Source organism: Burkholderia pyrrocinia (assembly GCF_003330765.1).
Classification (GTDB): Bacteria; Pseudomonadota; Gammaproteobacteria; order Burkholderiales; family Burkholderiaceae; genus Burkholderia; species Burkholderia pyrrocinia_B.
Genome location: NZ_CP024902.1, coordinates 94,849 through 118,095 on the forward strand (window position 1 = coordinate 94,849; position 23,247 = coordinate 118,095).

Genomic DNA, 23,247 nt, shown 5'->3' on the forward strand with positions numbered 1-23,247 from the left:
GCCGGCGCGCGGCGCCGCTCAGACGCTCGCCGTCTGGCGGATTTCCTGAAGCAGGTAGCCGAAGCCGCGCACCGTGACGATTTCGACACGGCACTGCTCGAGTTTCTTGCGCACGCGGTGCACATAGACTTCGATCGCGGTGTCGCCGAGATCGCCGCCGAAGTGCGTGAGGTGATCCTGCAGCTGGGCCTTGCTGACGACGCGGCCATGACGCAGGAGCAGCATTTCGAGCACCGCGAATTCGCGCGGCGACAGTTCGAGCGGCTTGTCGTCGTTGAAGATGCGGCGGTCGACGCCCGACAGGCGGACGCCGCCGAGCGACACTTCCGGACGCGGCATGTCGCTGTGCGGGCCGCTGCGGCGCATCACCGCGCGGATGCGCGCTTCGAGCTCGGCCGGCTCGAACGGCTTGAGCATGTAGTCGTCGGCGCCGGAGTTCAGGCCCTGGATCCGGTCGTTCAGTTCGTCACGCGCGGTCAGTACGATCACGGGCGTGTGGCGGTTGGTCTGGCGGAAGCGCGTGAGCAGCGTCATCCCGTCGATGCCCGGCAGGCCGAGGTCGAGGATCACGAGTTCGTGGCGGTTTTGTGCCAGCGCCTGTTCGGCAAAAATGCCGTCATGCACCATGTCGACGGTGAAGCCAGCCTGCTCGAGGCTGCTCTGGATACCGCGTGCGATGGGGCGGTCGTCTTCGATCAGAAGGAGTCGCATGAAGTTCGCTCAAGTACAATGGGTTGGCGGTTCAGGCACGCGGACAGCACGACGCCGTTTCCACAGGGGCGCCGCATCACCTGACAATCAAGCATGGCGGCCAGCGAACGATTAAATCCAATCATGTCCGATATTTCGATCAACGACCTTGAAGCCGCGATCAATTTCTGGCGCGCCCGCTCGCCGTCGAGCGGCGACGAACTCAAACTCTGCGAAGAGGCCAGCGCGCTCTCCAAGCCGTATGCGCTGCTGATTGTACAGCGCGAAGGCGCGCTGCAACTGGAAGGTTTGGACCCCAAAGCGCGGAAAGCGTACGAGACTTACGTGCGCCTTAAGGATGGCTTGGAAAGCTGAAGGCTTTCGCTGACTACATCCTAGAAAACGTTCATCGAAATGAAAAGTTGACGCGCCGCGCATCGAAAGACGCGCGGCGGTAGAGGCAGGGCTCAGGCGGCCGGTCGCGCGTGCGCGCCGGCCTGGTCGATGAACAGCGCCAGTTCGATGTCGCGTTCGGTCAGGCCGTCGGCGTCGTGGGTCGACAGCGTGACGTCGACGCGGTTGTACACGTTGAACCATTCCGGATGGTGGTTCATTTCCTGCGCCTTGATCGCGACGCGCGTCATGAAGCCGAATGCTTCGTTGAAATCGGCGAAGCGCAGGCTGCGCTGGATCGCGTCGCGGCCCGGCATGGCCGTCCAGAGCGGCAGGCCTTCGAGCCGGGTCTTGCGTTCTTCTGATGTGAGCTTGTGGATCATCTTGCACCTCGTTCGGTAACGGCGCCCGCGCACGGCAGAGGCCGCGCGGCGAAGCCGGCGCCGTTCATTGTTTCATAGTTGGGCGACGGGCATCCGGCGACGGCCATCCGGTACGCGCATCCAGTGCGCGTTGGCGCGTCACGCGTCGTCGGGCCAGCCTTCGCCGGTGCCGCGGTGCAGCACGCGGTCGGTATCGAGCACCGCGCCGGCCGCGAATTCGGGCAGCGCCGCCAGCCGGTCGGCCAGCGCGCGGCCGTCTACGTCGGCGAGCGCGAACAGCTGCGCGAAATCGTCGATCACGAAATAGGTCTTCTGGAACGTGTCGATCCGGTACTGCGTGCGCATCACGCGCTCGAGGTCGAAACCGAGCCGGTTCGGCGCCGCGCTTTCGAGGCTGTACAGGCTTTCGCCCTTGCTCGACACGATCCCGGCACCGTAGATCGACAGCCCGTTCGTGCCGCGCGGGTCGCGGATCAACCCGAATTCCACCGTATACCAGTAGAGCCGCGCGAGCCGCGCAAGCGCCGCTGCGTCGTCGGCGACCGCGAGCGCGGTACGGCCGTACGCCTGCATGTAGTCGGCGAACACCGGGTCGATCAGCAGCGGCACGTGGCCGAACAGGTCGTGGAAGCAGTCGGGTTCCTGCAGGTAGTCGAGCTGGTCGGGACGGCGCATCCACCAGGTGACCGGAAAACGCCGGTTCGCGAGGTGCTCGAAGAACACGCGGTCGGGCACGAGGCCCGGCACCGCGACGATCTCCCAGCCCGTCGCGGGCTTCAACTGGCGGTTCACGTCGGCGAACGACGGCACGCGATCCGCCGGCAGGTCGATCTTGCCGAGCCCCGCGACGAACGCGTCGCAGGCGCGCCCGCGCAGCAGCGCCGACTGGCGCGCATAGAGCTGTTTCCACACCGCATGGTCGACCTGGCCGTAGCGCGCCAGCGGCTGGTCGATGGTGAAATCTGCGCGGGTTTCGAGGCCCGCGTCGAACTGCTCCTGCAGTTTCGCGGTGACGACGGTGGACATGATCAGGCTCTGCACGCGTGGTTGGGAACCATGCAAGTGTAGAGCGGCCCGCGCGCGGAATGGGCGCAAAATTGGCGTTGATTCGCTTGATGATGCGATAATCGCGCATCAAATAACGAATCGATGCGGAGAATACTCATGCTGGAACTCGATCACTTCGATCTCGCGCTGCTGGACGTACTGCAGCGCTTCGGTCGCGCGACGCATCAGCAGCTCGGCGAGGAGGTGCCGCTGTCGCCGTCGCAGATCGGCCGGCGGTTGCAGCGGCTCGAGGCGGCGGGCGTGATCGAAGGCTACCGCGTGATGCTGCGCCCCGAAAGGCTCGGGCTCGGCGTCACCGCGTTCACGAGCCTGAAGCTCAAGCACCACGGCGATTCGATCATCGAGCAGTTCCAGCAGCAGATCGACGTGCTGCCCGAAGTGCTCGAATGCCATGCCGTCGTGGGCGATGCCGACTACCTGCTGCGGATCGTCGCGCCCGACCTGAACGCGCTGTCGCAGTTCGTGATGAAGAAGCTGATGCGCGTGCCGGGCGTCGACAGCGTGCGCTCGAACATCGTGCTGACGACCTTCAAGCGCAACGGCGCGCTGCCGCTCGCGCATCTGGCGCCCGGCGCCGCGTGACGCGGCGCCGGGGCTGAAGGCGCCGCAGGCCGCACCGCCGCCGGCAGGGCCGGATCAGGCCGCCTCGTGCTGCGTGTCGGCGTTCAGCAGGTCGACGTACGCGACCGCGACGAGATCGTCCTGCGACACGCCGAGCTTCGTGAACACGTCGTGCGCTTCGGCTTCGCCACCGGCTTCGTCGTCGTCGGGGCCGAGCACGACTTCCAGTTCGATGAAATCGCCGAGGCCGTCGACGCGGTCGAGGTGGATGCGCGTGCGGCCCGCGAGGTAGACGTGCCGTTCCTTCGTCACGATCCCGCGTGTGGTCAGCGCGGTCGCGAGCAGCGCGTGCATCGCGTCGGGATTCGTCACCGGGCTGCGCGTGTAGTACGACGCCTTCGGGCCGTCGCGGTCGTCGCGCTGGTAGAAGATCAGTTCGGCCGGCGTGCCGTCCTCGAAGCGGCGCAGCTTCAGCCGGCCGCGCGGCACGTCATAGAAGAAATCCTGCTGGCGATAGAACAGCGGCGCGTCGGTCGCGAGCGTCGCCGCGCGTTCGCGCAGCTGGTCGAATTCGCGGGCGCGGGCTTTGATCTCGATGTTGCGGGCCATGCGGATCTCCTTCAATCGGGGTCTCGCGGTGTGCGAACGCACAATCTAGCAAAAAGGCGGGGGCGGTGGCGTGACGACGGGCGGGGGGCGTGGCGAGATGACGCGTGCGTGCCCGGCGGCGCCCGACACACGGCCGGCCGCGCCTTCATCAGCACCGCTCATATCGCCCACTGCGCTTCGATCAGCCGCAGCGCGGCCGCGATCGCCGGTTCGTCGCGCCGCTCGGCGAGCGTCACGAACGTCAGTTCGGTCGGCACCGTCACGCGCTCGACGATCGTCAGCGCATGCGCGTGCGCTTCGGCCAGCGCGGTCGAGTCGCGCGCGAGCGTCAACCCGATGCCCGATTTGACGAGGTCGAGCATCGACTGCTCCTGGTCGACCTCGGCAACCTTCACGGGCTGCGCGCCGGCGTCCGCGAAGCGCCGCGACAGCAGCCGGTGGTGCGCGGACGCCGGCGGCGTCCAGATCCACGGCAGCGCGGCGAGCGCACGCCAGTCGTGCGCGCGCTGCACGCGCTCCTTCCAGCCGGCCGGCGCGAGCACGCGGTACTGGAAATGCGTGAGCGTGACGGTGTGGAACAGCGCGCCGTCGAGCGGATCGTCCTCGCCCGGCCGGCCGATGTAGTAGCCGACGTCGAGCGCCTGCGCGCGCACCTGTTCGATCACCCAGCCCGACATCCCGTGCCGCAGCGCGGTCTCGATCTGCGGATGGGTCTCGACCAGCGCGCGCAGGAAGCCGCCGAGCCGCAGGAAGCCCGGATCGAGAATCGTGCCGATCCGCAGCCGGCCGCGCACCTCGTGCCGCAGCGCAGCAGCGGCACGCTGTACGTCGGCGGCCGCGGCGAGCGCGCGTTCCGCATGCGGCAGCAGCGTCTGGCCGTCGCGCGTGAGCGCGAGCCCGCGCGACGTGCGCGTGAACAGCGCGACGCCGAGCGTTTCCTGCAGATGCTTGATCTGCAGGCTGACGGCCGGCTGCGTCAGGTGCAGTTGCGCGGCGGCGCGCGTCAGGTTGCCTTCGCGCGCGACCGTCGCGAACGCGCGGAGCAGGGTGAGATCCATCGTCGTGATATGAGCGCAGCTTATAACGCAGTTCAGCATAACTCATTGGATCGGCGGCCGGCAGCCGGAGTACGCTTCACCGGTCGTGGTGCGCGGGGCCGCGCGCGCGGCCCGCGACGCACTATGCTGGAAATGACGCGCGGCATCGCGCCGCGCGGCGCACAACAATGGGCTTTGCATGGGGCCTGCGTAGGCGCTGAAGCGCTAACTCCATCCAACCACGCCATGGGACCCGAGTAAGCGCTAAAGCACTAACTCCATCCAGCCACGCCATGGGGCCCGAGTAAGCGCTAAAGCGCTAACTCGGGTCGACCGCCGTGGGGATGGAGTAAGCGCTGAAGCGCTAACTCCATCCAGCCACGCCATGGGACCCGAGTAAGTGCTAAAGCACTAACTCGGGTCGACAGGAGACAAGCAGTGACTACTCAACGCACGCTCGAAGGCGAATTCGATTACGTGATCGTCGGCGCAGGCACCGCGGGCTGCGTGCTCGCGAACCGCCTGACCGAGGATCCCGACATCCACGTGCTGCTGCTCGAAGCGGGCGGCAAGGACGACTATCACTGGATCCACATCCCGGTCGGCTATCTGTATTGCATCGGCAACCCGCGCACCGACTGGCTATACAAGACGCAACCCGAAGCGGCGCTCAACGGCCGCGCGCTGGCGTATCCGCGTGGCCGCGTGCTGGGCGGCTGCTCGTCGATCAACGGAATGATCTACATGCGCGGCCAGCGCGAGGATTACGACGGCTGGGCGCAGGAAACCGGCGACGCCGGCTGGTCGTGGGACAGCGTGCTGCCGATCTTCAAGCGCAGCGAGGATCACCACGCGGGCGCGAGCGACGCGCACGGTGCAGGCGGCTACTGGCGCGTCGAGAAGCAGCGGCTGCGCTGGGAGATCCTCGAATCGTTCGCGCAGGCCGCGCAGCAGACGGGCATCCCCGCCACCGACGATTTCAACCGCGGCGACAATTCGGGGGTCGGCTATTTCGAGGTGAACCAGAAGCGCGGCGTGCGCTGGAATACGTCGAAAGCGTTCCTGCGGCCCGCGATGGCGCGCCCGAACCTGACCGTGATCACCGGCGCGCAGGCGCAGCGCGTGATCTTCGACGGGCGGCGCGCGGTGGGCGTCGAGTATCACGGCGGCGGCACCGATTACGTCGCGCGGGCGCGCTCGGAAGTGCTGCTGACGTCCGGCGCCGTGAATTCGCCGCAGCTGCTTGAACTGTCGGGCGTCGGCTGCGGCCGGCGGCTGCAGGCGCTCGGCATCGACGTCGTGCAGGATCTGCCGGGCGTCGGCGAAAACCTGCAGGATCACCTGCAATTGCGGATGGCGTTTCGCGTCGAAGGCGTGCGCACGCTCAACACGCTTTCCGCACACTGGTGGGGCAAGCTGATGATCGGCGCCGAATATGCGTTGCTGCAGCGCGGGCCGATGTCGATGGCGCCGTCGCAGCTCGGCGCATTCGCGAAATCCGATTCCGAAGATCCCGCGCTCACGCGCCCCGATCTCGAATACCACGTGCAACCGCTGTCGCTCGAACGCTTCGGCGAGCCGCTGCACAGCTTCAACGCGTTTACCGCGTCCGTGTGCCATCTGCGGCCGACGTCGCGCGGCAGCGTGCATATCGCAAGCGCCGATCCGGGCATGGCGCCCGCGATCGCGCCGAACTATCTGTCGACCGACCAGGATCGCCATGTCGCCGCGAACGCGCTGCGCCTCACGCGACGGATCGCGTCCGCGCCGGCGCTCGCGCGCTACCGTCCCGAGGAAATCCTCCCGGGCGCGCAGTATCGGACCGAGGCCGAGCTGATCGATGCGGCCGGCGCCGTCGGCACGACGATCTTCCATCCGGTCGGCACCTGCCGGATGGGGCGTGCCGATGATGAACGCGCGGTCGTCGACAGCCGGCTGCGCGTGCGCGGCATCGCCGGTCTGCGGATCGTCGATGCGTCGGTGATGCCGTTCATTACATCGGGCAACACCAATTCGCCGACGCTGATGATCGCCGAGCGCGCGAGCGACATGATCCGTGCCGATCGCCGCGCAGCGCGCGACGCGACGCCGGTGCGAACGGAGCCGGCGGTGACAGCCGCGTGACGGAACCCTGACACGCGCGACAGCGGGCCGTCATGCTGGCGCCCGCTGATTCGATATGCGAAACAAGCTGCCGTTGCATCGGTCGTGCCGATGACGGCGGTTCGAACGGCAAGATCCATGCAAGCCGCGCAGCCGCGCGGCTTTTTTCGTTGCGCGTGTGCCGGGCCATGCGGGTGGTCGACCGTCGATGATGCACGTGTCAAAAAAGCGTGGCGAAAAACCGTGCACGGCTGCACGCGACATGGCGGCCAGCCCTATAAGTGCAAATCCCGATGATTGCACTGCACCAACGGCGCGACAATGTTGCGCAATGTGCATACGCGTCGGCGCGGGAGACCACCCTCGAGGCGTACCACGGCGCCCGGGGGCAGCGCGCTGATCCGCTGACCTGTTCGCGGTCGCTTGCCAGGCTTCCCGGTGCTTCGCCTGACTTCGTACGGAAGGGAACATGATTCTCGGCGACACGATTCTGGAAACACGCGGACTGACGAAGGAATTCAGGGGTTTCACCGCCGTGAGCGGCGTCAACCTGCGTGTGCGTCGCGGTGCGATCCACGCGCTGATCGGGCCGAACGGCGCGGGCAAGACCACCTGCTTCAACCTCCTCACCAAGTTCCTGACACCGACGGCCGGCCAGATCGTCTTCAACGGGATCGACATTACCGACGAGCGGCCCGCGCAGGTCGCGCGGCGCGGCATCATCCGCTCGTTCCAGATTTCGGCCGTGTTCCCGCACCTCACCGCGCTGCAGAACGTGCGCATCGGCCTGCAGCGTGCACTCGGCACCGAATTCCACTTCTGGCGCAGCGAACGCACGCTGAAGCGGCTCGACGATCGCGCGATGGACCTGCTCACGCAGGTCGGCCTCACCGATTTCGCGAATGTGCCGACGGTCGAGCTCGCATACGGCCGCAAGCGCGCGCTCGAGATCGCGACCACGCTCGCGATGGAACCCGAACTGATGCTGCTCGACGAGCCCACGCAGGGGATGGGCCACGAGGATGTCGACCGCGTGACCGCGCTGATCAAGAAGGTCGCGAGCGGCCGCACGATCCTGATGGTCGAGCACAACATGAACGTGATCGCAGGCATCTCCGACACGATCACCGTCCTGCAACGCGGCGAGGTGCTGGCCGAAGGCTCGTATGCGGAGGTGTCGAAGAATCCGCTTGTCATCGAGGCCTACATGGGCAGCGCCGACGCGGCGCTCGCGGGGGCGCACGCATGAAGCACAGCGAACGGGAGGAACGCGAATTGAGCGGCGTCGAAAGCGGTACGCCCGCGCTGGAGATCACGGGCCTGGAGGCTTGGTACGGGGAATCCCACATATTGCACGGTGTCGACCTGACGGTGCATCGCGGCGAGGTCGTCACGCTGCTCGGCCGCAACGGCGCGGGCCGCACGACGACGCTGCGCGCGATCATGGGCCTCACGGGCCGCCGCAGCGGGTCGATCAAGGTCGCGGGCAACGAGACGATCGGCCTCGCGACGCACCGCATTGCGCATTTCGGCATCGGTTACTGCCCGGAGGAGCGCGGGATTTTCTCGAGCCTGTCGTGCGAGGAGAACCTGATGCTGCCGCCGCCGATCGGGCCGCGCGAGCACGCGATGTCGCTCGACGAGATCTACGCGATGTTTCCGAACCTCGCGTCGCGCCGGCAGAGCCAGGGCACGCGGCTGTCCGGCGGCGAGCAGCAGATGCTCGCGGTCGCGCGGATCCTGCGCACCGGCGCGAACCTGCTGCTGCTCGACGAGATTTCCGAAGGCCTCGCGCCGGTGATCGTGCAGACGCTCGCACGGATGATCGTCGCGCTGAAGGCACGCGGCTACACGATCGTGATGGTCGAACAGAATTTCCGCTTCGCCGCGCCGCTCGCCGACCGGTTCTACGTGATGGAGCACGGCAGCATCGTCGAGCATTTCCGCGCGGCCGAACTGGAACGCAAGATGCCGACCCTGCATGACCTGCTCGGGGTGTGACGCCGCCCCATTTCTCTTGCCGCTAGCCGTGGCGGCCCTCGAATAACCACAACGCATCAGAACAACAGGAGACGTCAATGAAAATGAAGACCCTCGCACACGCCTGTCTCGCGCTCGCGACCGCCGCGTTCACCGCCGGCGCCGCCCATGCCGCGGATACCGTGAAGATCGGCTTCATCACCGACATGTCGGGGCTTTACGCGGACATCGACGGGCAGGGCGGCCTGGAGGCGATCCGCATGGCGGTTGCCGACTTCGGCGGCAAGGTGCTCGGCAAGCCGATCGAGGTCGTCTATGCCGATCACCAGAACAAGGCCGACATCGCCGCATCGAAGGCGCGCGAATGGATGGATCGCGGCGGGCTCGACCTGCTGGTCGGCGGCACGAACTCTGCCACGGCGCTGTCGATGAACCAGGTCGCGGCCGAGAAGAAGAAGGTCTACATCAACATCGGCGCGGGCGCCGATACGCTGACCAACGAGCAGTGCACGCCGTACACGGTCCACTATGCGTACGACACGATGGCGCTCGCGAAGGGCACCGGTTCGGCGGTGGTGAAGCAGGGCGGCAAGACGTGGTTCTTCCTGACCGCCGACTATGCGTTCGGCAAGGCGCTCGAGAAGAACACGTCGGATGTCGTGAAGGCGAACGGCGGCCAGGTGCTCGGTGCGGTGCGCCACCCGCTGTCCGCGTCGGATTTCTCGTCGTTCCTGCTGCAGGCACAGGCGTCGAAGGCGCAGATCCTCGGTCTCGCGAACGCGGGCGGCGACACGATCAACGCGATCAAGGCCGCGAAGGAGTTCGGCATCACGAAGACGATGAAGCTCGCCGCGCTGCTGATGTTCATCGACGACGTGCACAGCCTGGGCCTCGAGACGACCCAGGGCCTCGTGCTGACCGACAGCTGGTACTGGAACCGCGACGCGGCGTCGCGCCAGTGGGCGCAGCGCTACTTCGGCAAGATGAAGAAGATGCCGTCGAGCCTGCAGGCGGCCGACTACTCGTCGGTGACGACCTACCTGAAGGCCGTCCAGGCCGCCGGCACGACCGATTCCGACAAGGTGATGGCCGAGCTGAAGAAGATCAAGATCAACGACTTCTACGCGAAGGGCTACATCCGCACGGACGGCAGCATGATCCACGACATGTACCTGATGGAGGTGAAGAAGCCGTCGGAATCGAAGGAGCCGTGGGACTACTACAAGGTGCTCGCGACGATTCCGGGCGAACAGGCGTTCGGGACCAAGAAGGAATCGCGCTGCGCGTTGTGGAAGTAAGCGCGGCATGGCGGCGCGCGCAGGCGCGCCGCGCGGCGGCGGCCGCAGCGATGTGCCCGCTGCGCCGCCCGCGTGCGCAGCGCACGAAGGTTGCCGCACAGAGGTTGCGCGCGCAACGAAACTCATTCTGACGGCTAAGTCGATGGAAATCTTTGGCATTCCGTTGCCGGCGATGCTGAGCCAGTTGCTGCTCGGGCTCGTCAACGGCTCGTTCTACGCGATCCTGAGCCTCGGGCTCGCGGTGATCTTCGGGCTGCTCAACGTGATCAACTTCGCGCACGGCGCGCTGTTCATGCTGGGCGCGATGCTCGCGTGGATGGGCCTGTCGTACTTCGGGCTGCCGTACTGGGCGATGCTCGTGCTGGCGCCGCTGGTCGTCGGCGCGTTCGGGATCGTGATCGAGCGCTCGATGCTGCGCTGGCTGTACAAGCTCGATCACCTGTACGGGTTGCTGCTCACGTTCGGCCTCACGCTGGTCGTCGAAGGCGTGTTCCGGTCGATCTACGGATCGTCAGGCCAGCCGTACGACGTGCCGTCGCAGCTTTCCGGCGCAACCAACCTCGGCTTCATGTTCCTGCCGAACTACCGCGCGTGGGTGGTAGTCGCGTCGCTCGCGGTGTGCCTCGCGACGTGGTTCGTGATCGAGAAGACGCGCCTCGGCGCATACCTGCGCGCGGGCACCGAGAATCCGAAGCTGGTCGAGGCGTTCGGCGTGAACGTGCCGATGATGATCACGCTCACCTACGGCTTCGGCGTCGCGCTCGCCGCGTTCGCGGGCGTGCTGGCCGCACCGGTGATCCAGGTGTCGCCGCTGATGGGCCAGCCGATGATCATCACCGTGTTCGCGGTGGTCGTGATCGGCGGGATGGGCTCGATTCTCGGCTCGATCGTCACGGGCCTGCTGCTCGGCGTGATCGAAGGCTTCACGCGCGTGTTCTATCCCGAAGCGTCGGCGACGGTCGTGTTCGTGATCATGGCGATCGTGCTGCTGTTCCGCCCGGCGGGCCTCTTCGGCAAGGAAAAATGATGCAGAGAAAAGTGCTCTACGGCGTGCTGCTTGCCGCACTGCTCGCCGCGCCGTTCATCGGCGCGTATCCGGTGTTCGTGATGAAGGTGCTCACGTTCGCGCTGTTCGCGGCCGCGTTCAACCTGCTGATCGGCTATACGGGGCTGCTGTCGTTCGGTCATGCGATGTTTCTCGCGACCGCCGGCTACGCGACCGGCTATTCGATGCAGACGCTCGGTTTCACGCCGGAGCTCGGCGTACTCGCGGGCATCGTCGCCGCGACGCTGCTCGGGCTCGTCGTCGGGCTGTTCGCGATCCGCCGGCAGGGCATCTACTTCGCGATGATCACGCTCGCGTTCGCGCAGATGGTCTACTTCATCTACCTGCAGGCGCCGTTCACGCACGGCGAGGACGGCCTGCAGGGCGTGCCGCGCGGTCATCTGTTCGGGCTGCTCGACCTGTCGAACGACGTCGCGCTGTACTACGTCGTGCTGGCGGTGGTCGTCGCCGCTTGCGCATTCATCGTGCGGGTCGTCCATTCGCCGTTCGGCCAGGTGCTCGTCGCGATCAAGGAGAACGAGGCGCGCACGATCTCGCTCGGCTATGACACCGACCGTTTCAAGCTGCTCGCGTTCATCCTGTCGGCCGGGCTCGCGGGGCTGGCCGGCTCGCTGAAGGTGCTCGTGCTCGGCTTCGAGACGCTCTCCGATGCGTACTGGACGATGTCGGGCCTCGTCGTGCTGATGACGCTGGTCGGCGGGATGGGCACGCTGTTCGGGCCGCTGCTGGGGGCGGCGCTGATCGTCGCGCTGGAAGACCGGCTCGGCGACATCGGCGAATGGCTCGCGTCGACGACGGGCGTCGCGTGGTTCCATTCGCTCGGCGAATCGGCGACGATCGTCACGGGGCTGATTTTCATCGCATGCGTGCTTGCATTCCGGCGCGGCATCGTCGGCGAGATGGTCGCGCGGATCAAGCCGCTCAGGGCGTCCTGAGCGCGTGCCGCGCACGTCGCGACACGTTGATGCGAAGCACCATCCGGCACGCGTCGGAAGGGCGTCGCAGCGGGCTCGGGCCGGCGCCGCGCGGCAGGCTGGCGCCCCATTTTCGTGCGGCGATGCACCATAGGGGTAAATGCTAAGTTGTCGCAGGGTGAAAGGTCCATTAATCTTCGTTTCAGTTCTGATGCACCGCGAAACGAATTTGCAGGTGGAGAACGAGGAGACAATCGAGGCACAAAGTGCCCGGCCCCAAAGCGCTGTTGGACGGAATCCAACAGCGCTTTTTCATTTGCGTGCACGGATTCTCACCGCTGGTGCATCGTCCTGCGCAAGTGCCGTATTTCGCGCTTGCGTTCGCACCGCAACTCTTCCGCGCTTCGCCGCGTCCCCCGTTTTTCCTTGTCCCGCAATCCGGTCGCAGACGGCGCGCAACCCTGCGCAGGCTGTCCGGGCTTACCCGGTTGGCGTGCGGGAAAGGCGTCCGTTACACTCGGCTTTCGCCGACCGCGCGGTCGGGAAAATCGGTCGGCAGTTCTCCTACAAGCAGAATGCAGAAGAGGGAGTACGGTTGGATGAGAAGCGCAGGGCGGTGGATCGGGGCAGGAAGGGCGGCTGGCGCCGCTCGTTCGTCATGGGGTGCGCCGTGGGTCATCGCGGCTTTCCCGAGCCGCTCTGCCGCCCGTATGGGCGTTCCGGTGCCATCTCTGGTCGTTGCGTTCGCATCCGTATCCGCATTCGCATGAACCGCCGGCTTTCCGCTATTTCGCCGCTCGCGTACACGGCCGTGCCAGGCCGGATCGACGCGCCTTCCGACGATCGTTGCGCATGCATCGATCGCCCGCACGATCCCGCATTTCTTCGCTTTCTTCATCCTGACGACACTGCTGCTGCGCATCGTGGCGGTCGAACGACCGTTTCGGCCGGTACGCGGCGCGTGCGTGCGTGGTGCCGTCCGGGCCCTGTCGCGGGGGCGGCGTTTCACGGGAAAACGAGCGTAGGCGCGGCAAGGCGAGATAGTTAAATTATTAACTTGTTTGGGGACCGGGAGCCGCCCGAGCGCCCCGTGGCTTTTTCGAGCAGCGTTTGGAGACAACGTAAATGAAGATGAATCGATGGATGGAAGCCGTGCTCGCCGCGGGCCTCGTGTGTGCGGCGGCAACGGCGTCGGCGCAGGTGAAGATCGGCGTGACGCTGTCGGCCACCGGGCCGGCTGCATCGCTCGGGATTCCGGAAAAGAACACGATTGCGCTGCTGCCGAAGGAAATCGCGGGCAAGAGCGTGCAGTACATCGTGCTCGACGACGCATCCGACACGAGCCGCGCGGTGCAGAACGTCCGCAAGCTGATCGACGAAGACCACGTCGACGCGATCATCGGCTCGTCCGTCACGCCGAACTCGCTCGCGATGCTCGACCCCGTGTCGCAGGGCAAGACGCCGACGATCTCGCTCGCGGCGAGTGCGCAGATCATCGCGCCGATGGACGCGAAGCGTGCATGGATGTTCAAGGTGCCGCAGAACGACCAGCTGATGGCCGATGCGATTGCCGGCTACATGGCGAAGCACGGCGTGAAGACGGTCGGCTTCATCGGCTTCGCCGATGCGTACGGCGACAGCTGGTACAAAACGTTCGACGCGGCGGCCGCGAAGAACGGCCTGAAGGTCGTGGCGAACGAGCGCTACAACCGTACCGACGCGTCGGTGATGGGGCAGGTGCTGAAGCTGATGGGCTCGAATCCCGATGCGATGCTGATCGCCGGCTCCGGCACGCCGGCGGCGCTGCCGGCCAAGACGCTGAAGGAGCGCGGCTACAAGGGCAAGGTGTACCAGACGCACGGCGTCGCGAACAACGACTTCCTGCGCGTGTGCGGCAAGGATTGCGAAGGCGAGATCCTGCCGGCCGGCCCGGTGCTCGTGACCGACCAGCTCCCCGATTCGAACCCGGTGAAGAAGGCGGCACTCGGGTACAAGGCCGCGTACGAGAAGGCCTACGGCGCGGGCTCGCTGTCGACGTTCGGCGGCCATGCGTGGGATGCGGGGCTGCTGCTGCAGCGTGCGATTCCCGACGCGCTGAAGAAGGGGCAGCCGGGGTCCGAGGCGTTCCGCGAAGCGCTGCGCGCGTCGCTCGAGAGCGTGAAGGACCTGCCCGTGTCGCACGGCGTGATCAACATGACGACGACCGATCACAACGGCTTCGACACGCGTGCGCGCGTGATGGTGCAGATCGTCGACGGCAAGTGGAAGTTGCAGGCCGACTGAGCATCACGTGAAACCGGCGTGCACGGCGCGAATGGCGCCGCGCGCGCCGTCGGCAGGGCGCCGGGCCTGACGGGCCGCGCCCGTGCCGCATGGAACCACCGGGGCTCGCCGCGTGGCGCCTGACGTGCCGATCTTGCCGTCCGTGCGCTCCGGCCGTTCCCGTCGCCGTTTCTCCGCAGCATTCTCGATATACGAAACGTATGGATCTCTCGATTGCGGCGATCCTCGCGCAAGACGGCATCACGACCGGCGCCATTTACGCATTGTTGTCGCTGGCGCTCGTACTGGTGTTTTCCGTCACGCGGGTGATCTTCATTCCCCAGGGCGAATTCGTCGCCTACGGTGCGCTGACGCTTGCGGCGTTGCAGGCGCAGAAATTCCCCGCCACCTGCTGGCTGTTGTTCGTGATGGGCATCGCGTGCTTCCTGCTCGAAGTCGGCGGCCTGATTCGGCATCGCGAACGCCGCCATCAACTCGGCCGCACGCTCGCGACGCTCGGCAGCCGCTACATCCTGCTGCCGCTCGCGGTGTTCGCGATCACGCACAGCTTTGCCGCGCAGCCGCTGCCGATGCTTGCGCAGATCGCGCTGACGCTCGCGATCGTCGTGCCGATGGGGCCGTTCGTCTATCGGCTCGTGTACCAGCCGATCGCGGAAGGCACGACGCTGCTGCTGCTGATCGTGTCGGTTGCCGTCCATTTCGCGATGGTCGGCCTTGGGCTCGTGATGTTCGGTGCGGAAGGTTCGCGCACCAACGGATTCTCGGATGCGTCGCTGTCGATCGGCAGCATGACGGTGTCGGCACAGAGCATCCTGGTCGTCGTTACGGCAATCGTGCTGATCGGTGCGCTCTACGTGTACTTCGGCCGCACGATCGCGGGCAAGGCGCTGCGCGCGACGTCGGTGAACCGGCTCGGTGCGCAGCTCGTCGGCATCGGCACGACCGAAGCAGGGCGGCTCGCGTTCACGTTCGCGGCGGGGCTCGGCGTGCTGTCCGGGATTCTCGTCGGCCCGCTGACGACGATCTACTACGACTCGGGTTTCCTGATCGGCCTGAAGGGCTTCGTCGGCGCGATCATCGGCGGGCTCGTCAGCTATCCGCTCGCGGCCGCCGGCTCGCTGCTCGTCGGCGTGCTCGAATCGTATTCGTCGTTCTGGGCGAGCGCATACAAGGAGGTGATCGTGTTCACGCTGATCATTCCGGTGCTGCTGTGGCGGAGCTTCGCGACGCCGCACGCGGAAGAGGAAGAGGAGTGACGCGATGAAGACGATGGTACGCAACAAGACCTTCTGGGTGTTTCTCGTTGTGCTGTTCGCGCTGCCGGTGCTGCCCGGCGCGCTGCAGGTGCCCGAGTACTGGATCACGCTGCTGAACTACATCGGCCTCTATGCGATCGTCGCGATCGGGCTTGTGCTGCTGACGGGCGTCGGCGGGATGACGAGCTTCGGGCAGGCCGCGTTCGTCGGCATCGGCGCGTATGCGACCGCGCTCCTGACGACGCGGTACGGCGTGTCGCCATGGCTCGCGCTGATCGTCGGCGTCGTGCTGACGGCGCTCGTCGCGCTCGTGCTCGGCGCGGTCACGATGCGGTTGTCCGGGCACTTCCTGCCGCTCGGCACGATCGCGTGGGGCCTCGCGCTGTTCTACCTGTTCGGCAACCTCGAACTGCTCGGCAAGTACGACGGGATCAACGGGATTCCGGCGCTGAACCTGTTCGGCATCGAGCTGGAAAGCGGCCGCAGCCTGTATTTCCTGATCTGGGCCGTCGTGCTGGCCGCGATCGTGTCGGTGCAGAACCTGCTGAACAGCCGCCCGGGCCGCGCAATCCGCGCGCTGCGAGGCGGCGGCGTGATGGCCGAGGCGATGGGCGTGAACACCGCGTGGATGCGCGTCGTGATCTTCGTCTACGCGGCCGTGCTCGCGGCCGTATCGGGCTTCCTGTATGCGCACCTGCAGCGCGCGGTGAACCCGACGCCGTTCGGCCTGAACCACGGGATCGAATTCCTGTTCATGGCCGTGGTCGGCGGCGTGTCGCACGTCTGGGGCGCGGTGCTCGGCGCGGCGATCCTGACCGTGCTGCAGGACTACCTGCAGACGCTGCTGCCGAAGCTGCTCGGCTCGGAAGGCAACTTCGAGATCATCGTGTTCGGCGTGCTGATGGTGCTGCTGCTGCAGTATGCCCGTCAGGGCGTGTGGCCGTTCGTCGCGAGATTGTTCCCGCGCGGGCCGCGCGCGCATGTGCCCGAGCACGCCGATCCGTTGCCGCAGCGCGCGAAGCCCGCGGCCGGCGAGCCGCTGCTCGTGGTCGACAACGCACGCAAGCAGTTCGGCGGGCTCGTGGCCGTCAACGACGTCAGCTTCGACGTGAAGGCGGGGCAGATCATCGGGCTGATCGGCCCGAACGGCGCCGGCAAGTCGACCACGTTCAACCTCGTGACGGGCGTACTGAAGCCGACGGGCGGCACGATCACGTTCCGTGGCGAGCGCATCGACGGGCTCACGTCGCGCCAGATCGTCCGCCGCGGCATCGGCCGCACGTTCCAGCACGTGAAGCTGTTGCCGGCGATGACGGTGCTCGAGAACGTCGCGATCGGCGCGCATCTGCGCGGCCATACGGGCGTTTGGCGCAGCATCGCGCGGCTCAATGCGCATGAGGAAGCGCAGTTGCTGGCCGAAGCCGCACGCCAGATCCGCCGCGTCGGACTTGAGAAGCACATGTACGACGAAGCCGGCAGCCTCGCGCTCGGCCAGCAGCGAATTCTCGAAATCGCGCGGGCACTGTGCTGCGATCCGACGCTGCTGCTGCTCGACGAGCCGGCCGCCGGGCTGCGTTACCTGGAGAAGCAGCAACTCGCCGACCTGCTGCGGCGGCTGAAGGCGGAAGGCATGAGTGTATTGCTCGTGGAACATGACATGGATTTTGTGATGAATCTCACCGACCGGCTGGTGGTGATGGAGTTCGGTACACGGATCGCGGAAGGACTGCCGCAGGACGTGCAGCAGGATCCGGCGGTGCTCGAAGCGTATCTGGGCGGGGTGGAGTGATGACGGACACGACGATGCCGATTCTCGACGTGCGCGGACTGGCAGTCAGGTACGGGAAGGTGGAGGCGCTGCACGGCGCGGCGATCAAGGTTGGCGCGGGACAGATCGTCAGCGTGATCGGTCCGAACGGGGCCGGCAAATCGACGCTGCTGAACGCGATCATGGGCGCGCTGCCGGTGACCGGGCATGCGTCGGGCGCGGTCGTGTATCGCGGCAACGACGTCGGCGCATTGCCGGTCGAGCAGCGCGTCGCGCGCGGGATGTGCCTTGTACCGGAAAAGCGCGAGCTGTTCAGCACGATGACGGTCGAAGACAACCTCGTGCTGGGCGCGTATCGGCGCAAGCGGGCCGGTGAATCGAACTTCCTCGATCAGCTCGATCACGTGTTCGCGCTGTTTCCACGGCTGAAAGAGCGACGCAAGCAGGCGGCCGGTACGCTATCCGGCGGCGAGCGTCAGATGCTCGCGGTCGGCCGCGCGCTGATGGGCAAGCCCGACCTGCTGATGCTCGACGAGCCGAGCCTCGGGCTGGCGCCGCTGATCGTGAAGGAGATCTTTCATATCATTAGCGCGTTGCGCGGTACGGGCGTGGCAACGCTGCTGATCGAACAGAACGCACGGGCCGCGTTGCAGATCTCCGACTACGGTTATGTGCTGGAGACGGGCGAGTTTGCGCTGGAGGGGCCGGCAGCCGAGCTTGCGCAGAATCCGAGCGTGATCGAAACCTACCTCGGGTTGGCAAAGAAGACGGCTTGATCGTTGGCGCGGTTGGCGGGAAGCGGGCGGCGTGTTTCACGTGAAACACGCCGTTTTTGTTTGGGGACCGAGGCGATATCTCGATGCCACGATGATCCGCGGCCAGGGGATAAGTGTCGGGGGAACAGTCGGAAGTCCTGTGCGATGCTGGCGGATAAGCTGTCCACAGCGCGGGTGACGATCTTGCGTGTCGTTGAGGAGTGGGTAGTGGCTCGTTCCACAGGCTGAATTTCCGGTGCACGAATCTCTGCACAGGCTGACGACGTGCTGCATCTCAGGGGATAAGTATCAGACCAACAGCTGGAAATTCTGTGAAAAAGAGGAAGAGGGTGGGCGCGGTAGGCACCGGCTGTCGCGTCCAGACTATTGTGTCGACCACAGGCGTTGATTCAGTCATGTGTTCCCCGTGTTGTTTTCCCGGCGAGCGGGTGGTCTTTGCACAGGCGCAACGATGTGCGGTGAGCCGGCCGGAAGCATTGCCGGAGCTGGCCGGCACCACGGATTCATCTATTCACAGCCGAAAAATCGACGAAATGCACAGACCCTACCATTCGGACGGCCTTCGGGCGAAATGCGAACCCGCTATAATTCGGCCCATACATTTCTCAGATAGGTTCGTGCGCAGTCCTGCGTCCGGAATCCACCATGCTTTTTCCCACAGAATTTGACGTCATCGTCGTCGGTGGCGGTCACGCCGGCACGGAAGCCGCGTTGGCGTCCGCCCGCATGGGCGCGAAGACACTGCTGCTGACCCACAACATCGAAACGCTTGGGCAGATGAGCTGCAATCCGTCGATCGGCGGCATTGGCAAGGGCCATCTGGTCAAAGAAGTCGACGCGCTGGGCGGCGCGATGGCGGCTGCGACGGACGAGAGCGGTATTCAGTTCCGGATCCTCAATTCGTCGAAGGGCCCGGCCGTGCGTGCGACGCGTGCGCAGGCCGATCGCATCCTGTACAAGGCCGCGATCCGCCACCGGCTCGAGAACCAGCCGAACCTGTGGCTGTTCCAGCAGGCCGTCGACGACTTGATGGTTGAAGGCGACCGCGTGGTGGGCGCCGTCACGCAGATCGGCATCCGCTTCCGCGCTCGCGCGGTCGTGCTGACAGCCGGCACGTTCCTCGACGGCAAGATCCACGTCGGCCTGAACAACTACACCGGCGGTCGCGCGGGCGATCCGGCGGCCGTGTCGCTGTCGTCCCGCCTGAAGGAGCTGAAGCTGCCGCAGGGCCGCCTGAAGACCGGTACGCCGCCGCGTATCGACGGCCGCACGATCGACTTCTCGAAGCTGGACGAGCAGCCGGGCGACTTCGATCCCATCCCCGTGTTCTCGTTCCTGGGCCGCGCGGAACAGCATCCGCAGCAGTTGCCGTGCTGGGTCACGCACACGAATGAGCGCACGCACGACATCATTCGCGGCGGCCTCGACCGTTCGCCTATGTATACAGGCGTGATCGAAGGCGTCGGGCCGCGCTATTGCCCGTCGATCGAGGACAAGATCCACCGGTTCGCATCGAAAGAGTCGCACCAGATTTTCCTCGAGCCGGAAGGGCTGACGACCAACGAGTTCTACCCGAACGGGATCTCGACGAGCCTGCCCTTCGACGTCCAGCTCGAGCTCGTGCATTCGATGCGCGGCCTCGAGAACGCGCATATCCTGCGTCCCGGCTACGCGATCGAGTACGACTACTTCGACCCGCGCGCGCTGAAGGCGTCGCTCGAGACGAAGGCGATCAACGGGCTGTTTTTTGCGGGCCAGATCAACGGGACGACCGGCTACGAAGAGGCAGCCGCGCAGGGGCTGCTGGCCGGCCTCAATGCGGGCCGTTACGTGCAGCAGAAGGATGCCTGGTGCCCGCGCCGCGACCAGGCCTACCTTGGCGTGCTGGTCGACGATCTCGTGACGCGCGGCGTCGCCGAGCCGTATCGGATGTTCACGAGCCGCGCCGAGTATCGCCTGAGCCTGCGTGAAGACAACGCCGATATGCGCCTGACCGAGATGGGCCGCGAACTGGGGCTCGTCGACGACGTGCGCTGGGACGCGTTCAGCCGGAAGCGCGACGCTGTTTCACGTGAAACCGAACGCCTGAAGTCGACGTGGGTCACGCCGAAGACGCTGCCGCCGGAAGAGGCGACCGCGCTGCTCGGCAAGGCGATCGATCACGAATACAGTCTCGCTGAGTTGCTGCGCCGTCCAGGTATCAGCTACGACGGCGTGTGCGGCCTGAAGGGCGGCGAATGCGGCCCCGCGGAGCCGCTGATTGACGACCCGGTGCTGCTCGCGCAGATCAAGGAACAGGTCGAGATCGGCATCAAATATCAAGGCTATATCGAGCGCCAGGCATCCGAGATCGAACGCAACGACGCGAACGAGAACACGCGCCTGCCGGACGGTATCGATTACCGCGAAGTTCGCGGCCTGTCGTTCGAAGTGAGCCAGAAGCTCAATGAGTTTCGGCCGGAAACGATCGGGCAGGCGTCGCGCATCTCGGGCATCACGCCGGCGGCCATCTCGTTGCTGATGGTGCACCTGAAGCGCCGCGGCTTGGGCCGCCGTAATGGCACTGCCACAGAGGCAACGGAGCAGGGGGACGGTGCCGTCCCGACGCAACAATGACGGCGCGTCGCGCGCCGGCCGTTAATCGGGACGTACTGGAAGGGATGCTCGTCGAAGGCACGACGGCACTCGACCTCAAGCTGACGGATGCACAACGCAACCAGCTCCTCGATTATGTCGCGCTGCTCGGCAAGTGGAACGCGGTCTACAACCTGACCGCGATCCGCGACCCGAAGCAGATGCTGATCCAGCACATCCTCGATTCGCTTTCCATCTTCCCGCATCTGCGTGGCCATGCGTCGGCCCGCGTGCTCGACGTCGGTTCGGGCGGCGGGTTACCCGGTATCGTGCTGGCGATCGTCCAGCCGGACTGGCAGGTCACGCTGAACGATATCGTGCAGAAGAAGTCTGCATTCCAGACGCAGATGCGCGCGGAACTGAAGCTCGCGAACCTGTCGGTTGTCACCGGACGAGTCGAATCGCTGCAGCCGGGTGTCGAAGTGCCGGAAAAATTCGACATGATCGTATCCCGCGCCTTCGCTGATCTGTCCGACTTCGTTAAACTTGCTCGACATCTGGTCGCGCCGGGCGGATCGATCTGGGCAATGAAGGGCGTACACCCGGACGACGAGATTGCACGGTTGCCGGAAGGCAGCCGCGTAAAGCAGGCGATGCGGCTGGCGGTGCCGATGCTCGATGCCGAACGGCATCTGATCGAAGTGGCCGTCGACGAGGCGATTTGACGGCGCGCGGCTTCGCGCGCCGAATGTTTGAAGGTAAGAGGAACACACCAACGATGGCAAAGATCTTCTGCGTTGCGAACCAGAAGGGGGGCGTCGGCAAGACGACGACATCGGTCAATCTCGCCGCAAGCCTTGCAGCGCAGGAGCAACGAGTCCTGCTGATCGATCTCGACCCGCAGGGCAACGCGACGATGGGCAGCGGGATCGACAAGGCTGCCTGCGACGCGACCGTGTACGAGGTGCTGGTCGACGGCGTGTCTGTGACCGACGCACGCGTGCGTCCGGAAGGCGTCACCTACGACGTACTGCCCGCGAATCGCGAACTGTCCGGTGCCGAGATCGAACTGATCAGCATCGACAACCGCGAGCGCCGGCTGAAGGCCGCGCTCGAGCACGTTTCCGACGACTACGACTTCGTGCTGATCGATTGCCCGCCGACGCTGTCGCTGCTGACGCTGAACGGGCTGTGCGCGGCGCATGGTGTCGTGATCCCGATGCAGTGCGAATACTTCGCCCTGGAGGGGTTGTCGGACCTCGTCAACACGATCAAGCAGGTTCACGCGAACATGAACCGCGACCTGAAGATCATCGGCTTGCTGCGCGTGATGTTCGATCCGCGCATCACGCTGCAGCAGCAAGTCTCCGATCAACTGAAAGCGCACTTCGGCGACAAGGTGTTCGACGTGGTGATTCCGCGCAACGTGCGCCTGGCGGAAGCGCCAAGTTACGGGCTGCCGGGCGTCGTGTTCGACCGCAGCTCGCGTGGTGCGCAAGCGTATCTCCAGTTCGGTGCCGAGATGATCGAACGCGTTCGCGCGTTCGAGGTGTCGTGATCCGGACATGAGCGAAGCGAGGAAGAAAGACATGAGCGCGGTACCAAAGAAGAAGGGCTTGGGGCGTGGCCTCGAAGCGCTGCTCGGCGGCAGCGCCGATATCACCGAGGCGGTGAAGATCGAAGGGGCGCCGAATACGCTCGCGCTTGGCAAGTTGCAGGCCGGCAAGTACCAGCCGCGAACGCGAATGGACGAAGGCAGCCTGCAGGAACTCGCGGCGAGCATCCGCGCGCAGGGCGTGATGCAGCCGATTCTGGTGCGGCCCATTTCGTCAGATAAATACGAAATCATCGCAGGCGAGCGTCGTTTCCGCGCGGCCCGCCTGGCCGGTCTCGACGAAGTGCCGGTGCTCGTGAAGGACGTGTCCGACCAGGCCGCTGCGGCGATGGCGCTGATCGAGAACATCCAGCGCGAAGATCTGAACCCGCTTGAAGAAGCGCATGGTATCCAGCGCCTGCTCGACGAGTTCGGTTTCACGCACGAACAGGCGGCCGAATCGGTCGGCCGTTCGCGCAGCGCGGTGTCGAACCTGCTGCGCCTGCTGAACCTCGCGTCGCCGGTGCAGACGATGCTGCTGGCCGGCGATCTCGACATGGGGCACGCGCGTGCGCTGCTCGCCGTCGATGCGGCAACGCAGATCACGCTCGCCCATCAGGTGGTCAACAAGCGCATGTCGGTGCGCGAGACCGAGAAGCTCGTCTCGCACACGACGAAGGAAGCGCCGGCCGTGAAGGCGCGTGCGAAGGACGACGGCGGCCGCGACACGCGCCGTCTCGAAGAGGAGTTGTCCGACCTGCTCGCGTCGACGGTGAAGATCAAGCTCGGCCGCCGCGGGCGAGGGCAGGTGATGATCGATTTCGGCAACCTCGACGCGCTCGAGGGCATTCTCGTGCGGCTGCGCGGCAACGTGGCGACCGAAGAGTAACGAGG

General features: G+C 65.7%; 22 protein-coding genes. 16 read left to right on the forward strand and 6 right to left on the reverse strand.

Features of this window, described 5'->3' with window-relative positions; translation table 11 throughout:
* Positions 1–18: 18 nt before the first annotated feature.
* Complete coding sequence (locus CUJ89_RS00455) at positions 19–711, reverse strand: response regulator transcription factor (protein WP_006401494.1); 693 nt, start codon at positions 709–711, stop codon at positions 19–21.
* Between the two features lie 123 nt (positions 712–834).
* Here CUJ89_RS00455 and CUJ89_RS00460 point away from each other — a divergent pair, with 123 nt between their 5' ends.
* Positions 835–1,065 (forward strand): DUF3717 domain-containing protein, encoded by a 231-nt coding sequence (locus tag CUJ89_RS00460; RefSeq protein ID WP_114175382.1) that lies wholly within the window; start codon positions 835–837, stop codon positions 1,063–1,065.
* Between the two features lie 92 nt (positions 1,066–1,157).
* Here the strand turns inward: CUJ89_RS00460 and CUJ89_RS00465 are convergent, their stop codons facing one another.
* Both CUJ89_RS00465 and phhA read right to left on the reverse strand, forming a co-directional pair.
* Positions 1,158–1,466: a 4a-hydroxytetrahydrobiopterin dehydratase gene (locus tag CUJ89_RS00465; RefSeq protein ID WP_114175384.1), complete on the reverse strand. Its 309-nt coding sequence runs from the start codon at positions 1,464–1,466 to the stop codon at positions 1,158–1,160.
* Between the two features lie 138 nt (positions 1,467–1,604).
* A complete protein-coding gene (phhA, locus tag CUJ89_RS00470) occupies positions 1,605–2,492 on the reverse strand; it encodes a phenylalanine 4-monooxygenase (protein WP_236654905.1) in 888 nt (295 codons plus the stop codon).
* Positions 2,493–2,630: 138 nt separating this feature from the next.
* Between phhA and CUJ89_RS00475 the strand changes: the two genes are divergently transcribed.
* Positions 2,631–3,116 (forward strand): Lrp/AsnC family transcriptional regulator, encoded by a 486-nt coding sequence (locus tag CUJ89_RS00475; RefSeq protein WP_034188251.1) that lies wholly within the window; start codon positions 2,631–2,633, stop codon positions 3,114–3,116.
* A 54-nt stretch (positions 3,117–3,170) separates the two neighbouring features.
* On the opposite strand, the gene CUJ89_RS00480 is transcribed toward CUJ89_RS00475, so the two are convergent.
* Both CUJ89_RS00480 and CUJ89_RS00485 read right to left on the reverse strand, forming a co-directional pair.
* Positions 3,171–3,704, reverse strand: coding sequence for a class IV adenylate cyclase (locus CUJ89_RS00480; RefSeq protein WP_114175390.1), 534 nt, complete (start codon positions 3,702–3,704; stop codon positions 3,171–3,173).
* Between the two features lie 158 nt (positions 3,705–3,862).
* Entirely contained in the window at positions 3,863–4,762 is a 900-nt protein-coding gene (locus tag CUJ89_RS00485; protein WP_114175392.1) for a LysR family transcriptional regulator, read from the reverse strand.
* Positions 4,763–5,179: 417 nt separating this feature from the next.
* On the opposite strand from CUJ89_RS00485, the gene CUJ89_RS00490 reads away from it, so the two are divergent.
* The 6 genes from CUJ89_RS00490 to CUJ89_RS00515 all read left to right on the forward strand — a co-directional run bounded on the left by CUJ89_RS00490 (position 5,180) and on the right by CUJ89_RS00515 (position 12,123).
* Positions 5,180–6,865, forward strand: coding sequence for a GMC family oxidoreductase (locus CUJ89_RS00490; protein ID WP_114175394.1), 1,686 nt, complete (start codon positions 5,180–5,182; stop codon positions 6,863–6,865).
* A gap of 448 nt (positions 6,866–7,313) precedes the next feature.
* Entirely contained in the window at positions 7,314–8,093 is a 780-nt protein-coding gene (locus CUJ89_RS00495) for an ABC transporter ATP-binding protein (RefSeq protein ID WP_114175396.1), read from the forward strand.
* Positions 8,090–8,845, forward strand: coding sequence for an ABC transporter ATP-binding protein (locus CUJ89_RS00500; protein ID WP_114175398.1), 756 nt, complete (start codon positions 8,090–8,092; stop codon positions 8,843–8,845). The genes CUJ89_RS00495 and CUJ89_RS00500 overlap by 4 nt, the downstream gene beginning before the upstream one ends.
* A gap of 77 nt (positions 8,846–8,922) precedes the next feature.
* Positions 8,923–10,122, forward strand: a complete 1,200-nt coding sequence (locus tag CUJ89_RS00505; protein ID WP_114175400.1) for an ABC transporter substrate-binding protein — start codon at positions 8,923–8,925, stop codon at positions 10,120–10,122.
* A gap of 142 nt (positions 10,123–10,264) precedes the next feature.
* Positions 10,265–11,149 carry a branched-chain amino acid ABC transporter permease gene (locus CUJ89_RS00510; RefSeq protein ID WP_031397096.1) on the forward strand — a complete coding sequence of 295 codons (885 nt, stop codon included), beginning with the start codon at positions 10,265–10,267 and terminating at the stop codon, positions 11,147–11,149.
* Positions 11,149–12,123, forward strand: a complete 975-nt coding sequence (locus CUJ89_RS00515) for a branched-chain amino acid ABC transporter permease (protein WP_201752255.1) — start codon at positions 11,149–11,151, stop codon at positions 12,121–12,123. The genes CUJ89_RS00510 and CUJ89_RS00515 overlap by 1 nt, the downstream gene beginning before the upstream one ends.
* Positions 12,124–12,613: 490 nt before the next feature.
* On the opposite strand, the gene CUJ89_RS00520 is transcribed toward CUJ89_RS00515, so the two are convergent.
* Positions 12,614–13,000, reverse strand: a complete 387-nt coding sequence (locus CUJ89_RS00520; protein WP_152036565.1) for a hypothetical protein — start codon at positions 12,998–13,000, stop codon at positions 12,614–12,616.
* Between the two features lie 227 nt (positions 13,001–13,227).
* Here CUJ89_RS00520 and CUJ89_RS00525 point away from each other — a divergent pair, with 227 nt between their 5' ends.
* The 8 genes from CUJ89_RS00525 to CUJ89_RS00560 all read left to right on the forward strand — a co-directional run bounded on the left by CUJ89_RS00525 (position 13,228) and on the right by CUJ89_RS00560 (position 23,242).
* Positions 13,228–14,385, forward strand: coding sequence for an ABC transporter substrate-binding protein (locus tag CUJ89_RS00525; RefSeq protein ID WP_114175406.1), 1,158 nt, complete (start codon positions 13,228–13,230; stop codon positions 14,383–14,385).
* 200 nt (positions 14,386–14,585) lie between these two features.
* Positions 14,586–15,641, forward strand: a complete 1,056-nt coding sequence (locus tag CUJ89_RS00530; RefSeq protein ID WP_114175408.1) for a branched-chain amino acid ABC transporter permease — start codon at positions 14,586–14,588, stop codon at positions 15,639–15,641.
* Positions 15,642–15,645: 4 nt separating this feature from the next.
* Entirely contained in the window at positions 15,646–17,430 is a 1,785-nt protein-coding gene (locus CUJ89_RS00535; protein WP_114175410.1) for an ABC transporter permease subunit, read from the forward strand.
* Positions 17,430–18,185, forward strand: coding sequence for an ABC transporter ATP-binding protein (locus tag CUJ89_RS00540; RefSeq protein WP_114175412.1), 756 nt, complete (start codon positions 17,430–17,432; stop codon positions 18,183–18,185). The genes CUJ89_RS00535 and CUJ89_RS00540 overlap by 1 nt, the downstream gene beginning before the upstream one ends.
* Before the next feature lie 645 nt (positions 18,186–18,830).
* Positions 18,831–20,801, forward strand: a complete 1,971-nt coding sequence (gene mnmG, locus CUJ89_RS00545; RefSeq protein ID WP_114175414.1) for a tRNA uridine-5-carboxymethylaminomethyl(34) synthesis enzyme MnmG — start codon at positions 18,831–18,833, stop codon at positions 20,799–20,801.
* Positions 20,798–21,484: a 16S rRNA (guanine(527)-N(7))-methyltransferase RsmG gene (gene rsmG, locus CUJ89_RS00550; protein WP_114175416.1), complete on the forward strand. Its 687-nt coding sequence runs from the start codon at positions 20,798–20,800 to the stop codon at positions 21,482–21,484. Before mnmG ends, rsmG begins: the two co-directional genes overlap by 4 nt.
* Positions 21,485–21,537: 53 nt before the next feature.
* Complete coding sequence (locus CUJ89_RS00555; RefSeq protein WP_114175418.1) at positions 21,538–22,317, forward strand: ParA family protein; 780 nt, start codon at positions 21,538–21,540, stop codon at positions 22,315–22,317.
* A 31-nt stretch (positions 22,318–22,348) separates the two neighbouring features.
* Positions 22,349–23,242 carry a ParB/RepB/Spo0J family partition protein gene (locus CUJ89_RS00560; protein ID WP_114178437.1) on the forward strand — a complete coding sequence of 298 codons (894 nt, stop codon included), beginning with the start codon at positions 22,349–22,351 and terminating at the stop codon, positions 23,240–23,242.
* Positions 23,243–23,247: the final 5 nt, after the last annotated feature.

What these genes read in the sequence shown, in the direction of transcription:
- CUJ89_RS00505 (WP_114175400.1), top strand. Translation starts at nt 8,923, where the DNA reads ATGAAAATGAAGACCCTCGCACACGCCTGTCTCGCGCTCGCGACCGCC.
- CUJ89_RS00525 (WP_114175406.1), top strand. Translation starts at nt 13,228, where the DNA reads ATGAAGATGAATCGATGGATGGAAGCCGTGCTCGCCGCGGGCCTCGTG.
- CUJ89_RS00535 (WP_114175410.1), top strand. Translation starts at nt 15,646, where the DNA reads ATGAAGACGATGGTACGCAACAAGACCTTCTGGGTGTTTCTCGTTGTG.
- CUJ89_RS00560 (WP_114178437.1), top strand. Translation starts at nt 22,349, where the DNA reads ATGAGCGCGGTACCAAAGAAGAAGGGCTTGGGGCGTGGCCTCGAAGCG.
- CUJ89_RS00460 (WP_114175382.1), top strand. Translation starts at nt 835, where the DNA reads ATGTCCGATATTTCGATCAACGACCTTGAAGCCGCGATCAATTTCTGG.
- CUJ89_RS00540 (WP_114175412.1), top strand. Translation starts at nt 17,430, where the DNA reads ATGACGGACACGACGATGCCGATTCTCGACGTGCGCGGACTGGCAGTC.
- CUJ89_RS00500 (WP_114175398.1), top strand. Translation starts at nt 8,090, where the DNA reads ATGAAGCACAGCGAACGGGAGGAACGCGAATTGAGCGGCGTCGAAAGC.
- mnmG (WP_114175414.1), top strand. Translation starts at nt 18,831, where the DNA reads ATGCTTTTTCCCACAGAATTTGACGTCATCGTCGTCGGTGGCGGTCAC.
- CUJ89_RS00510 (WP_031397096.1), top strand. Translation starts at nt 10,265, where the DNA reads ATGGAAATCTTTGGCATTCCGTTGCCGGCGATGCTGAGCCAGTTGCTG.
- CUJ89_RS00485 (WP_114175392.1), bottom strand. Translation starts at nt 4,762, where the DNA reads ATGGATCTCACCCTGCTCCGCGCGTTCGCGACGGTCGCGCGCGAAGGC.
- CUJ89_RS00555 (WP_114175418.1), top strand. Translation starts at nt 21,538, where the DNA reads ATGGCAAAGATCTTCTGCGTTGCGAACCAGAAGGGGGGCGTCGGCAAG.
- CUJ89_RS00515 (WP_201752255.1), top strand. Translation starts at nt 11,149, where the DNA reads ATGCAGAGAAAAGTGCTCTACGGCGTGCTGCTTGCCGCACTGCTCGCC.
- CUJ89_RS00530 (WP_114175408.1), top strand. Translation starts at nt 14,586, where the DNA reads ATGGATCTCTCGATTGCGGCGATCCTCGCGCAAGACGGCATCACGACC.
- phhA (WP_236654905.1), bottom strand. Translation starts at nt 2,492, where the DNA reads ATGTCCACCGTCGTCACCGCGAAACTGCAGGAGCAGTTCGACGCGGGC.
- CUJ89_RS00475 (WP_034188251.1), top strand. Translation starts at nt 2,631, where the DNA reads ATGCTGGAACTCGATCACTTCGATCTCGCGCTGCTGGACGTACTGCAG.
- rsmG (WP_114175416.1), top strand. Translation starts at nt 20,798, where the DNA reads ATGACGGCGCGTCGCGCGCCGGCCGTTAATCGGGACGTACTGGAAGGG.
- CUJ89_RS00465 (WP_114175384.1), bottom strand. Translation starts at nt 1,466, where the DNA reads ATGATCCACAAGCTCACATCAGAAGAACGCAAGACCCGGCTCGAAGGC.
- CUJ89_RS00520 (WP_152036565.1), bottom strand. Translation starts at nt 13,000, where the DNA reads ATGAAGAAAGCGAAGAAATGCGGGATCGTGCGGGCGATCGATGCATGC.
- CUJ89_RS00455 (WP_006401494.1), bottom strand. Translation starts at nt 711, where the DNA reads ATGCGACTCCTTCTGATCGAAGACGACCGCCCCATCGCACGCGGTATC.
- CUJ89_RS00480 (WP_114175390.1), bottom strand. Translation starts at nt 3,704, where the DNA reads ATGGCCCGCAACATCGAGATCAAAGCCCGCGCCCGCGAATTCGACCAG.
- CUJ89_RS00495 (WP_114175396.1), top strand. Translation starts at nt 7,314, where the DNA reads ATGATTCTCGGCGACACGATTCTGGAAACACGCGGACTGACGAAGGAA.